13 protein-coding genes are annotated in these 12,313 nt (G+C 71.7%); 4 read left to right on the top strand and 9 right to left on the bottom strand.

Features of this window, described 5'->3' with window-relative positions:
• Positions 1-148: 148 nt before the first annotated feature.
• A complete protein-coding gene (locus O7616_RS07510) occupies positions 149-358 on the top strand; it encodes a PspC domain-containing protein (RefSeq protein WP_030329606.1) in 210 nt (69 codons plus the stop codon).
• Between the two features lie 181 nt (positions 359-539).
• Here the strand turns inward: O7616_RS07510 and O7616_RS07505 are convergent, their stop codons facing one another.
• The 7 genes from O7616_RS07505 to pdxH form a co-directional block, all read right to left on the bottom strand.
• On the bottom strand, positions 540-1,346 hold the full coding sequence (locus O7616_RS07505; protein ID WP_282306165.1) for a DUF4230 domain-containing protein: 807 nt from the start codon (positions 1,344-1,346) through the stop codon (positions 540-542).
• 99 nt (positions 1,347-1,445) lie between these two features.
• On the bottom strand, positions 1,446-2,609 hold the full coding sequence (locus tag O7616_RS07500; protein ID WP_282262945.1) for an acyl-CoA dehydrogenase family protein: 1,164 nt from the start codon (positions 2,607-2,609) through the stop codon (positions 1,446-1,448).
• A gap of 44 nt (positions 2,610-2,653) precedes the next feature.
• On the bottom strand, positions 2,654-2,959 hold the full coding sequence (locus O7616_RS07495) for a type II toxin-antitoxin system VapB family antitoxin (RefSeq protein WP_151487978.1): 306 nt from the start codon (positions 2,957-2,959) through the stop codon (positions 2,654-2,656).
• Between the two features lie 187 nt (positions 2,960-3,146).
• Complete coding sequence (locus O7616_RS07490) at positions 3,147-3,749, bottom strand: nitroreductase family protein (protein ID WP_282262950.1); 603 nt, start codon at positions 3,747-3,749, stop codon at positions 3,147-3,149.
• Complete coding sequence (locus O7616_RS07485) at positions 3,749-4,678, bottom strand: aldose 1-epimerase family protein (RefSeq protein ID WP_282306164.1); 930 nt, start codon at positions 4,676-4,678, stop codon at positions 3,749-3,751. Before O7616_RS07485 ends, O7616_RS07490 begins: the two co-directional genes overlap by 1 nt.
• Positions 4,679-4,696: 18 nt before the next feature.
• Positions 4,697-5,995, bottom strand: a complete 1,299-nt coding sequence (locus tag O7616_RS07480) for an MFS transporter (RefSeq protein WP_282306163.1) — start codon at positions 5,993-5,995, stop codon at positions 4,697-4,699.
• Positions 5,992-6,621, bottom strand: a complete 630-nt coding sequence (pdxH, locus tag O7616_RS07475; protein WP_282307555.1) for a pyridoxamine 5'-phosphate oxidase — start codon at positions 6,619-6,621, stop codon at positions 5,992-5,994. Before pdxH ends, O7616_RS07480 begins: the two co-directional genes overlap by 4 nt.
• Before the next feature lie 280 nt (positions 6,622-6,901).
• On the opposite strand from pdxH, the gene O7616_RS07470 reads away from it, so the two are divergent.
• The 3 genes from O7616_RS07470 to sepH all read left to right on the top strand — a co-directional run bounded on the left by O7616_RS07470 (position 6,902) and on the right by sepH (position 10,611).
• The gene (locus O7616_RS07470) at positions 6,902-8,008 is read left to right on the top strand and encodes a citrate synthase 2 (protein ID WP_088986659.1); all 1,107 of its coding nucleotides are present in this window, start codon (positions 6,902-6,904) and stop codon (positions 8,006-8,008) included.
• Positions 8,009-8,212: 204 nt separating this feature from the next.
• Positions 8,213-9,340 carry a phosphoserine transaminase gene (gene serC / locus O7616_RS07465; protein WP_282306162.1) on the top strand — a complete coding sequence of 376 codons (1,128 nt, stop codon included), beginning with the start codon at positions 8,213-8,215 and terminating at the stop codon, positions 9,338-9,340.
• Between the two features lie 185 nt (positions 9,341-9,525).
• Complete coding sequence (gene sepH / locus O7616_RS07460; protein WP_282262956.1) at positions 9,526-10,611, top strand: septation protein SepH; 1,086 nt, start codon at positions 9,526-9,528, stop codon at positions 10,609-10,611.
• 54 nt (positions 10,612-10,665) lie between these two features.
• Here the strand turns inward: sepH and O7616_RS07455 are convergent, their stop codons facing one another.
• The gene (locus tag O7616_RS07455) at positions 10,666-11,484 is read right to left on the bottom strand and encodes an alpha/beta fold hydrolase (protein ID WP_282306161.1); all 819 of its coding nucleotides are present in this window, start codon (positions 11,482-11,484) and stop codon (positions 10,666-10,668) included.
• Positions 11,485-11,519: 35 nt separating this feature from the next.
• Complete coding sequence (locus tag O7616_RS07450; RefSeq protein ID WP_282306160.1) at positions 11,520-12,185, bottom strand: DUF4097 family beta strand repeat-containing protein; 666 nt, start codon at positions 12,183-12,185, stop codon at positions 11,520-11,522.
• Positions 12,186-12,313 lie beyond the last annotated feature (128 nt).

Genomic DNA, 12,313 nt, shown 5'->3' with positions numbered 1-12,313 from the left:
TCGGGAAGGCGTCAGCGGGGGTCTGCCCGGGTATTGCACCTACGGGTCCACGGGTTGCCGCTCCACCTCGGGACCGAGGGCGAGCTGGTCATCCCCTTCTACCGTGGATTGCAGACGCGGCGCACCGCCGCAGAGTGGGAGTACGACGATGAGTCGCAAACTGGTCCGGCCCCGCGAGGGGCGCATGCTCGCCGGTGTCTGTGCTGGCCTCGGTCGACGGTTCGGCATGTCCGCAGGGATGGTCCGGCTGCTGTTCCTGCTGTCCCTGCTGCTGCCCGGCACGCAGGTGATCGTCTACCTGATCCTCTGGGTTCTCATGCCGAACGAGGACCGCTACCTCGCCTCCACCGGACACTGACCCGCCCCACACACCCCTCCGAGGCCCGGCGAGGCACCAACAACCCTGATGTTGCGCGAATCTTGACGCGCGGAGCGGGGCGGCGTGGGAGCGCGGGGCGGGGCGGCGTGGGAGCAACGTGCGGAAGCGCCCGTCCCGACGTGAGTCGGGGCGGGCGCTTCCTCGTTGAGGGTGGAGCAGGTCAGGGAGCGATGTAGGTGACCGTGATCTGTTGATAGCCGAGGGAGCGGAGCAGCCCTTCCAGCATCTTGCGGGTGTTCTCCTCGGCTCGGGCGGAGAGACCGCTGTCGCGGGCGGCGGCGGTGATCCGCTCCTCGGCGAGCTTGTAGACCTGCTGCTGCCGGTTGGGGTCGTTGCCGACCAGGTCACCGAGCCGGTTGAGCAGACCGCGCTGCTCCGCGAAGACGTAGCTCTTGTCCATGTCGAGGTTGGTCTCGCCGAGCTGCGGCGCCGGCAGCTTGATCTCGACGGACTTGCCGTCGGCCGACTGGACGATGGCCCCGTCACCGATCTTGGTGAAGTCGACGTACGCCTCGACGCTGCCGGCCCCGACGAACAGGGTGCGCTCGTTGAGGAGGAAGTCGGGGACGTTGCGCCGGTCGTTCTGGGTGTCGACGACGACCTGGAAGTTGCCCTCGGCGGCCACGTAGCGGCTGAGGTCCTGGATCGACTTCAGCAGCGGTGGCTGGCTGCGGTCGGTCTGCTCCTTGGCGAACGGGTTACGGAACTCCGGCAGGAAGCCGGTCGCCTGGATGCCGAGCAGCACCACCACGGCCAGCGCGGCGGCGCCGAGCAGCAGGAGCAGGCCGCGGGCCGCCCCACCGCCGCCGGGCGCTGGGCTGCCGGGGCCGTCAAAGCCTCCGGAGCCGTCGCCCGGTGTGTCGATGGTCGGCTCGGGTGTCGCGGCCGACCGCTCCTTGAGGTTGTCACCGGTCGGGTAACCGGGGAACTCCCTCGTGGGCTCGTTGGTGCCAGCGTCGCGGGCCATCACGCTCACCGTCCTTGTCAGACACGTCGTCTGTCAATGACGGTACGGCCCCCGTACGACAGTCGCGCGCCGAGCGCCCGGAATGCGCAAACGGGCAGGTCAGGCGAACGCGGAAAGCCCGGTGAGCCGCTGCCCCACGACCAGTTGGTGGATCTCCGACGTGCCCTCGTACGTCAGCACGCTCTCCAGGTTGTTGGCGTGCCGCATGATCGGGTACTCACCGGAGACACCGTTGGCGCCGAGGATGGTGCGGCACTGCCGGGCGATGGCGAGGGCCTCCCGCACGTTGTTCAGCTTGCCCACGCTCACCTGGTCGGGCCGCAGCCGGTGGGCGTCGGCGAGCCGACCCAGGTGCAGCGCGAGCAGTTGACCCTTCACCAGCTCGACGGCCATGTCGGCGAGCTTCGCCTGGGTGAGCTGGAACCCGGCGAGCGGGCGACCGAACTGGGTGCGGGTGCCCGCGTACGCCAGGGTTGTTTCCAGACAGTCACGGGCGGCGCCCACCGCGCCCCAGACGATGCCGTAGCGGGCCTCGGTGAGGCAGCTCAGCGGCGCCTTGAGCCCGACCGCCTCGGGCAGCCGGGCGTCCGCCGGGAGGCGGACGTCGTCGAGCGTGATCTCGCCGGTCACCGACGCGCGCAGCGACATCTTGCGGCGGATCTCCCGGGCCGTCACACCGGGCGTGTCCATGGGTACGGCGAAGCCGCGCACGCCCTCGTCGGTGCGCGCCCAGATCACCGCGACGTCGGCGATCGGCGCGTTGGTGATCCACATCTTGCCGCCGGTGAGCACCCAGTCGTCGCCGTCGCGGCGGGCCCGGGTGGTCATCGAGGCGGGGTCGGAGCCGTGGTCGGGCTCGGTCAGGCCGAAGCAGCCGATCGCCTCGCCGGTGGCCATCGACGGCAGCCAGCGTTGCTTCTGCTCCTCGCTGCCGTAGCGCCAGATGGCGTACATGGCGAGCGAACCCTGCACCGAGACCAGCGAACGGAGGCCGGAGTCGCCGGCCTCCAGTTCCTGGCAGGCGAGCCCGTACGCGACGGCGGAGGCGCCCGCACAGCCGTAGCCGGTGAGGTGCATGCCGAGCAGGCCGAGCTTGCCGAACTCCCGGGCCAGTTCGCGGGCGGGCACCTGGCCCTGCTCGTACCAGTCGGCGACGTACGGGCGCACCCGGTCGTCGACGAGCTGGCGGACGACGTCGCGGATCTGCCGCTCCTCCTCGCTGAGCGACGGGTCCAGGTCGAGCAGGTCCAGCGGAGCGGTCATGGACGCCACCTTAACGAAGGCTCAGCGCGCGGAAGAAGGGCTCGTCACTCGACCGGCTCGGAGAGCACCAGCACCCGGGCGTGGATCTGGTTGCGCTGCTGCAGGGCCGCGCGCAACGCACGGTGCAGCCCGTCCTCCAGGTAGAGGCCGCCGTTCCACTGCACGACGTGCGGGAAGAGGTCACCGTAGAAGGTGGAGTCCTCGGCGAGCAGCTTGTCGAGCGCCAACTCACGCTTGGTGGTGATCATCTGGTCCAGGCGCAGTGGCCGGGGCGGAATCTCCGCCCACTGCTTGAGCGTCAGATTGTGCTCCGGATAGGGACGCCCGTCCCGAACCGCTCTGAAGATCACGACGGCACGCTCCCCTCCCCGTGGCCGGGCCGACCGACGGCGCCGAGCCGGGCCGCGGCGGGCACCGCGCAGCGCGGCGCCGATGACCGTGCCAGCCTAGCCGCCCAGCGCACGCTGCGTTTCGCTCCCTGATGTCAGTTTCACTACCGGTCGTCCGATCCTCAAGCGGACAAACGGGACGGCACGCTCAGCTCCATCGGCCGCGCCGCACCACCTCGTCCATCGGACGACGCCCTCGGCGCAGCGACGGTGACCTATGGTCGGCCGCTCGGTAACCGATTGTGACGGCACCGACGGGTTGGTACTCCTCCGGCACGCCGAAAGCCTCCCGGTAGGGGGCCAACCGCTGGGGCGGGATACCGAAGAAACAGGCCCCCAACCCCTCGTCCACGGCGGTGAGCAGCATCAGCAGTGCCGCGAAGCCGGTGTCGACGTGCCAGTACGGCACCGGCCAGCGGTCCACGGACTGGTCCGTCCACCCCTTGTCCGGCTCCGCGTACCGCCGCAGGTAGGCCGACTCGTTGGCGTGCGGCACGACGATCAGCGGTGCCCGACGCATCCCGGCCAGCCAGCGTTCCCGCCCACCGCCGTCCGGTGTGGTGGCGGCCCAGAACCGCTCCCGGTCGGCCGACTCCTCCAGCACCAGGAAGCCCCAGCCCTGGGCGAAGCCGGCCGACGGTGCGCGGACCGCGTGGTCGAGCAGGCGGTTCACCACGTCGGGCGGGACCGGACGGTCCGGGTCGTAGTTGCGCACCATCCGCCGACGCCGGACGACCTCGGCGAACTCCATCAGGCCCCGGGCCGGATGCCCCAGGCACCCCGCCAGGTCGTGCCGGGCTTGAGCGTGAGCACGTCCCGTCCGGAGCGGAACGCGTCCGGCGGGCAGGTCATCGGCTCGATCGCCACCGAGCGGCGGTGCCGGTCACCGACGAGGGAGTCCCCGGTGAACACCTGCCACCAGCCGAACTCGGCATCCGCCCAGATGCTGACGCCCGCCGAACCGTCCGGCGCGGCCAGGCTCACCGACGAGCCGCCGTCGGCGTCGCGGATCACCTCGCCGAAGCAGAGGTCCAGTTCGACGGCGCCGATCCGGCGCGGGCTGGTCCAGTCGTACTCGGTCCCGGCCACCGGGGTCGCGCCGACCGGCAGCAACCGGCCGTCCACCAGCAGTCGGGTACGGGTCGGCAGCCGCATGACCAGGTCGTCGACAGTGACGCCCGGCAGCTGCAGGTACGGGTGCACGGAGAAGCCGAACGGCGCGGCCTCCTCGCCGGTGTTGGTCACCTCGTGCTCGACGCGCAGCCCGTCCGCGCCGACGCTCCACCGGCTGAGCAGCCGCAACGGCCACGGGTAGCCGGGCTGCGGCGGCAGGTCGTAGCCGACCGTCACGGCGTCCTCGGACTGCTCCAGCAGCCGCCACGGCACCCAGTTGACCAGCCCGTGGATGGCCACGTGCCGCTCCGGCTCGGTCAGCGGGAGCTGGTGCGTCCGCTCCCCGAACGAGTAGCGGCCGTCGCGGATCCGGTTCGGCCAGGGCGCCAGCACCTGCCCGGCGCAGCCCGGGCTGACCTCGTCGGTCCGGTACCCGTCGACCAGGTCGACGCCGTCGTGCCGGTACGTCCGGAGCCCACCGCCCACCTCCACGATGACGGCCTCGTGACCGGCGGCGGAGATGGTCCACTGGGCGCCGGAGAACGGGCGCTGATCGGGGCTGTCCATGTCGGCGACCCTAACCGGTCACGTCCGGTCGCCGCTCGACGCCGTCGCGGCCCGGTAGCGCAGCAGCGCCGGGAACGCGACAGCGAGCACCACCACGAGGACCGCCGAGGCGAGCCCGCCGGCCACCCAGGCCACCCCGCCGCCGAAACCGGCGGCCATCGTGCCGGCCCGCAGGTCGCCCAGGCGTGGGCCACCGGCCACCACCACCGTGTTGACACCCTGGAGTCGGCCGCGCATCCGGTCCGGGGCATAGACCAGCAGCATCGACTGGCGCAGCACCGCGCTGATCAGGTCGGCGGCACCGGCGACGGCGAGCAGGACCACCATCAGCCAGAGTTGGTGGGCGAGGCCGGCCGCGGCGATCGCCAGACCCCAGCCGACCACCGCGAGCACCAGGCCGACGCCCTGCCGGCGGAGTCGGCCGATCCAGCCGGAGGTCAGGCCGCCGAGCATCGAGCCGATCGCGATGGCGCTGTAGAGCAGACCGACCGACCCGCCGCCGCCGAACCGCTCGTGGGCGATCTCCGGGAACAGCGCCCTCGGCATCGCGAGGATCATCGCGATCAGGTCCACGCCGAAGGACAGCAGCAGCACGGGTGTGCCGGCCAGGTAACGGAACCCGTCGACGACGCTGGCCAGGCCGGCACGCCGGGCCTGACCGTCCTCGGTCGGCTCGGGCGGCAACTTGGGCAGCCGCAGCGCGGCCCAGAGCATCGCGGTGAACAGCACCGCATCCAGCCCGTACGCGATCGGCAGGACCACCGCGGTGTCCGGCGACGCGGAGAGGATCAGCCCGGCGGCGAGCGGCCCGGCCACCGAGGCGGCGGTGAACGTCGTGTAGTTCAGAGTGGTGGCGGACGCCACCAGGTCCTCCGGCACCAGTCGGGGCAGCATTGCGCTGCGGGCCGGCGAACTGATCGCGAACGCCACCGACTGCACCGCCATCAGCGCCAACAGCAGCACCGGGCTGCCCACGTCCAGCAACGCCTGGACGAGCAGACCGAGAGTGGATGCCCAAAGCAACAATGAGCCGGCGAGCAGCACGGCGCGGCGGTCGCGGGCGTCGGCGACCGCGCCGCCCCAGAGCCCGAAGATCAGCAGGGGTACGAAGGCCGCCACGCCCAGCAGACCCACCCAGAACGAGTCCCGGGTCAGCGCGTACATCTCCACCGGCACCGCGACGGCGGTGAACTGGAAACCGAACATCGCCACGGTGTTGCCGAGCCACAGCCGCCGGTACGCGGGCACCCGCAGCGGACGTACGTCGATCGCCCAGCGGCGCGCTCCGCGCGGCCGAGCCTCCTGCACACCCGTCACGGCGCCAACCGCTCGACGATCCAGCCACCCTCGTCGAGGCGGCGGAAGCGGAGCCGGTCGTGCAACCGGCCGGCCCGGCCCTGCCAGAACTCCACCGACTCGGGCTGGACCCGCAGCCCGCCCCAGTGCGGCGGGGTCGGAATCTCGGCCTGGTCGGCGAACCGCTCGACCGACTCCTGATACCGCTGCTCGAGCACCGCCCGGCCCGACACCACCTGGGACTGCGGGCTGGCCCAGGCACCCAGTTGGGAGCCGCGCGGGCGGCTGGCGAAGTACGCCTCGCTCGTCGCCCGGTCGACCTGCGTGACCCGACCGGCGACGACCACCTGACGCTGCATGGGGAACCACGGAAAGACCAGGCTGGCGTACGGGTTGGCGGACGCCTCGACGCCCTTGCGCGACAGGTGGTTGGTGAAGAAGACGAAGCCCTCCGGGTCGTACCCCTTCAGCAGCACCGTGCGACCGCTCGGCCGGCCGGCCGCGTCAGCGGTGCCCACCACCATGGCGTTCGGTTCGGGCAGCCCGAAGGCCACCGCGTCGGCGAACCACCTGTCGAACTGGCTGTGCCAGTCCACGGCCAGGTCAGCCTCGGTCAGGCCCAGGTCCGCGGCGTACTCGTTACGCATCGCGGCCGGGGCGGGTGTGTCACCCGTCACGTCCCCACTCCTTCTCGGCGCTCTCGCCGACGCCCTCCCGCGCTGGCCAGCTCCGCCCTGCCCAGTCTCACCGAGTGGAGCGGAGAATGCGCGCCCGAGGATGTCGCGTGCAGCACAGTCGCAGCGGGTCGCGTATCCCTTACTCAGCAGGCAAGATGTTCCGAACACATCCCTGAGGGTCGCCTAAGGCGCTCGGCCGACCGGGCCGGATGAGCTGTTCGGGCGCACCGACCAGATCCAGGAGAGCGACATGGCCGACTTCAAACCCGGGCTGGAGGGCGTCGTCGCCTTCGAGACCGAGATCGCCGAACCTGACCGCGAGGGCGGCGCGCTGCGCTATCGCGGGGTCGACATCGAGGATCTGATCGGCCAGGTGTCGTTCGGCAACGTGTGGGCGCTGCTGGTCGACGGCCGGTTCGGGCCGGGTCTGCCGCCGGCGGAGCCGTTCCCGGTGCCGGTGCACTCCGGTGACATCCGCGTCGACGTGCAGTCCGCGGTCGCCATGCTGGCCCCGTACTGGGGGCTCAACCAGCTGTTGGACATCTCCGACGAGCAGGCCCGCGAGGACCTGGCCCGGGTCTCGGTCACCGCGCTCTCCTTCGTCGCCCAGTCCGCTCGCGGCCTCGGCCTGCCCGCGGTGCCGCAGAAGGAGATCGACAAGGCGCAGACCATCGTCGAGCGGTTCATGAAGCGGTGGCGCGGCGAACCCGACCCGCGCCACGTCAAGGCCGTCGACGCGTACTTCATCTCGGCCGCCGAGCACGGCCTGAACGCCTCCACCTTCACCGCTCGCATCGTCGCCTCCACCGGCGCGGACGCGGCCGCCTGCATCTCGTCCGGCATCGGCGCCCTCTCCGGCCCGCTGCACGGCGGCGCACCGTCGCGGGTGCTCAGCATGCTGGAGGCGGTGGAGCGCAGCGGCGACGCCGAGGGCTACGTCAAGGGCGTGCTCGACCGCGGTGAGCGGTTGATGGGCTTCGGCCACCGCGTCTACCGGGCCGAGGACCCGCGCGCCCGCGTGCTCCGGCGCACCGCCAAGGAGCTGGGCGCGCCGCGTTTCGAGATCGCCGAGGCGCTGGAGAAGGCGGCCCTCGCCGAGTTGCAGGCCCGCCGTCCGGACCGGGTGCTGGCCACCAACGTCGAGTTCTGGTCGGCCGTGGTGCTGGACTTCGCCGAGGTGCCGGCGCACATGTTCACCTCGATGTTCACCTGCGCGCGGATGGGCGGCTGGAGCGCGCACATCCTGGAGCAGAAGCGCCTGCAGCGGCTGGTCCGCCCGTCCGCCCGCTACGTCGGCCCGGAGACCCGCAAGCCGTCCGACGTCGAGGGTTGGGGCGCGGTCCCGCACGGCGTCTGAGCTGCGTTCCGGGGCCCCGGCCCGACGTCGGACGTCGGGCCGGGGCCGCTGCGCGTCGTGGGCCCCGTCGGGCCGGGTGGTGTGGCGAAGGACTCAGGCCGACCGCCGGGGGCTCGGCGCCCACCGATGGCTCCGGGTGCGAGGATGGGGGCCGGCAGTGTCGCCGGGCCCGCCCTCGCTCCTTGCGGAAGGATCTCCAAGACCGTGGCTGACGCACCGACCATCCGGATTCCCGATGACATCAAGCCCGCCGACGGACGTTTCGGCTGCGGCCCGTCCAAGGTCCGCCCGGCGGCGGTGTCCGCACTCTCCGAGGTCGCGACCACCTACCTGGGCACCTCGCACCGGCAGAAGACGGTCCGCGACCAGGTGGCCCGGCTGCGCTCCGGCATCGCCGAGTTCTTCTCGCTGCCCGAGGGCTACGAGGTCGTGATCGGCAACGGTGGCACCACCGCGTTCTGGGAGGTCGCCACCTTCGGCCTGATCCGCGACCGGGCCCAGTTCGCCAGCTTCGGCGAGTTCGGCGCCAAGTTCGCCAAGTCGGTCGGCGACGCGCCGTTCCTGGGCGAGCCGACGGTCCGCAAGGCCGCCGCGGGCAGCGCACCGACCCTGGTCGCCGAGTCCGGTGTGGACGCGTACGCGACGCCGCAGAACGAGACCTCCACCGGTGTGGCGGTCCCGATCAGCCGAGTGGCCGGTGCGGACGAGGGCGCGTTGCTGCTCGTCGACGCGACCTCCGGCGCGGGCGGCCTGGAGGTCAACGTCGGCGAGACCGACGTCTACTACTTCGCCCCGCAGAAGTGCTTCGGCTCCGACGGTGGTCTCTGGCTGGCCCTGATGTCGCCGGCCGCACTGGACCGGGCCGCCGAGATCAAGGCGTCCGGGCGCTACATCCCCGCCTTCCTCGACCTGGTCACCGCGATCGACAACTCGCGGCTGGAGCAGACCTACAACACCCCGGCGCTCGCCACCATCTTCCTGGCGGCCGAGCAGACCGACTGGATGAACGCGCAGGGCGGCCTGTCCTGGGCGGCCAAGCGCACCGCCGAGAGCGCCGCCGCGGTGTACGGCTGGGCGGAACGCTCCACGGTGGCCACTCCGTTCGTCACCGACCCGGCGCTGCGCTCGAACGTGGTCGCCACGATCGACTTCGCCGACGGGGTGGACGCCACGGCCATCGCGAAGGCGCTGCGCGCCAACGGCATCGTGGACACCGAGCCGTACCGCAAGCTCGGCCGCAACCAGCTCCGGGTGGCGCTGTTCCCGGCGGTCGAGCCGGCCGACGTCGAGGCGCTGACCGCGTCCATCGACTACGTGGTCGAGCGACTCTGAGCTTCGTCACGGTCGGTGTCCGTCGGGGCCTCCACGGACACCGACCGTGATCATCGCCGCAGCTCAGTCACGACATGCGGGGTGTCGCTTCCCCCACCCCGAGGCAGATGCGCGTACGGTGGTCGGAGACGCCTGGGTGGCCGACTCGTGGCGTGCGGCCAGCGAAGCGGGACGGAGGCAACGCAATGCGCCCAGTACGCTTCGTCGCCCTCTCCGAGGACGGCCATGCCCTGGTTCTCGCCGACGAGGTCGGGCGGTTGCTCGCGCTGCCGATCGACGAACGGATCTCCGGCGCGCTGCACGCCGAGCCGGGCACGCCGCCGCTCGTGGTGGCGCCGACCGCGGCCGACCCGACTCCCTCACTGTCTCCTCGGGACATTCAGGCCCGCATCCGCTCCGGCGAGTCCGCCGAGGATGTCGCCCGGATCGCCGGGGTTCCGGTCGACCGGGTGCTGCGGTATGCCGGCCCGGTGTTGCAGGAGCGGGCGATGCTCGCGCAGCACGCTCGCCGCACCCGTCTCAAGGGAGCGGAGAAGCCCACCCCGCTCGCCGAGGTGGTCAACGGCCGGTTGAGCCAGCACGGCATCGACACCGAGAAGATCTCCTGGGACGCGTACCGGCGTGACGACGGCACCTGGCGGATCATCGCCACCTGGCCGTCCGGCAAGGCCACCGCCCAGGCCGTCTGGGATCTCGACAAGACCCGGCAGTCGGTGGCCCCGCACGACGACATGGCGCAATACCTGTGCGCCGAGCGGCCCACGCCGATCCTCGGCCAGGAGCCTGCGCCGGAGCGGGGCGGGCACGCCCTGCCGGGTCCGTCGCGTGGTGAGCCGAGCCGTGGTGGGCACGGGTTGCCGGCCGCGTCCGACCACCCACGTCCCGGTCGGGATCCGATCCGTGCCGGCCGCGACGCGCTGCTCGCCTCACTGGACCGTCCCCTCGGTGCCTCGTCCGGCCGTGGGCTGGAGCCGCGTACTCCGGCTGCTCTCGCCGGGTCGGACGCGCCCCGGCAGCGGCCGGTCGGCGGGGGCGCCGCCGCGCTGCTCGGCGGCGGGCAGGGGTCGGCCTTCGACGACGACTCGGACGCGCCCAAGGAGGTCCCGGCCGTGCCGTCGCTGGCGGTGCTGCGGCCTCGTCGGACGGGCGCCGCGGCGGCCGCGGGCGGCGGCGGTGAGTCCACCGACGCGAACGGCAAGCCACGCAAGCGGTTGCCGAGCTGGGACGACGTGCTCTTCGGCAGCGGCCCGGCGGCGCGCGAATCCTCCTGAGGCTTCGCGTCGACGGGGTGGTGATTCACCACCCCGTCGACGCGGGAGAGCCGGTTACACCGACTGCTGGTCGTGCCCGTGCCGCAGCGCGGCGACCTCGCGTACGGCCTCGGCAACCGCTCGGAAGTCCTTCTTGAGGATTGCGCCGTGGTTGCTGGTGACCTTCGCCGCGATGCGGATGTGCGGGTTGCGGGCGGTCGCCGCGTCGAGACCGGCACGGATCCTCTCCTGCTCGTCGCCCCGGCTGCCCAGCGACGCCCCGGAGGCGACCACGTACCGCACCGGAACGGCGATGGCGTCGAGCACCGGGCCCAGCTCGCTCTCACGGGAGAGCCTGCCCAGCTCGATGTTGCTGTTCGCCATCTGTTCGGCGTTCATCCGTGGGGTCAGACCGGTCGGGCGTAGCAGCGGCATGAACAGGTTCAGCCGCCGGAACAGTTTCCTGATCCGCTGCTCCACGGCCTCGTCGAGCCAGTCGTATGGAAAAGCGCCGTCGACCAGGACCGCCCCGAGCGCCCGCTCCGGGTTCCGGTTGGCCCAGTGCGCGCCGACGACCGCCCCGTACGACCAGGCCACCACCATCGCCTGGTCGACGCCCCGGGCTGCGAGGACGGCGTCGACGTCCCGCACGGCGGCCTCGAACGAGTAGTCCGCCGAGCGTTTCGACTTCCTGCCGCGGGCCCGCTCGTCGTAGCTGATGTGCCGGAAGTCCGCGCCCAGTTCGGCGATGACCCGCCGCCAGTAGCCCTGGGTGGCGAACTGGCCGTTGAGGTAGACCACGGGGATTCCGGGACCGCCGGTGTCGGTGACGGCCAGGGCCGTGTCGTCGACCGGCACCATGCCGGTCCAGGTCGAGCTGGTGGAGATGGTCACGTCGTACTCCTGTCGCGTTGGGGGTTCGATCCAGCTCAGCGGCTGCGGGCGGTGATGTCGCCGTACGAGGTGGTGGCTCGGATGTCGAGTGCGGTGGTGCCGTCGTTCTTGAGGGAGTTGCTGATCCGGCCGGACCCGGTGTCCGCGTCCAACGCGGCCGAGACGCCGGCGGCGGCGGTGACCGAGATGTCGCCGGACTGGGTGCGCAGCACTACGGTGCCGTGCACGGCTTCGGTGATCCGGATGTCGCCCCGCGCGGTGCTGATCTCGGCGGGTCCGTTGAGCCGGCCGATCTCGACGTCGCCGTCGATCGCGGTGAGGCGGACGCTCGCCGCCTCATCGATCTTGATCTGGCGGTACGCGCCGTCGAAGGTGATGTCGGCGAGGCGTCCGACGCTACGAAGCTCGGCGCTGGCGGACGTGGCCTGGATGCGGGAGTCGGCGGGCAGCCGGACGGTGACCTGCAGGGAGCCGGACGGGCCGAGGAGGGCGTTGCTGGGCGTCGCGGCCGTGACCCTCAGGACGCCGTCGGCGTACGTGACGGTGGTCTGCTCGGCGGCCCTGCTGTCGCGGTTCTTGGCGGGGTCGGTGGGCAGCACCTCAACGGTGGTGTCGGAGCGGTCGGCGGCGATGACCTGAACGCGCCCGGCGGGGATGTCCAGGACGGCGGAGATCGGGGTGGGGGTGTCGAAGGTCTTCATCGGGCTCTCCCGTGCTCGCGTGTCGTTTCTGACATGGGAAACGCTACGTTGCTTTCCATCTTGCGGCAACAAGCTTGTTGCATCCCTATGCTGAAACTCCAGCTCAAGATACATAAACTGTTGCATCG

Origin of the sequence: Micromonospora sp. WMMD964, from assembly GCF_029581455.1 — a bacterium.
Lineage (GTDB): Bacteria > Actinomycetota > Actinomycetes > Mycobacteriales > Micromonosporaceae > Micromonospora.
This window is presented reverse-complemented; position numbering and strand designations above follow the sequence as displayed.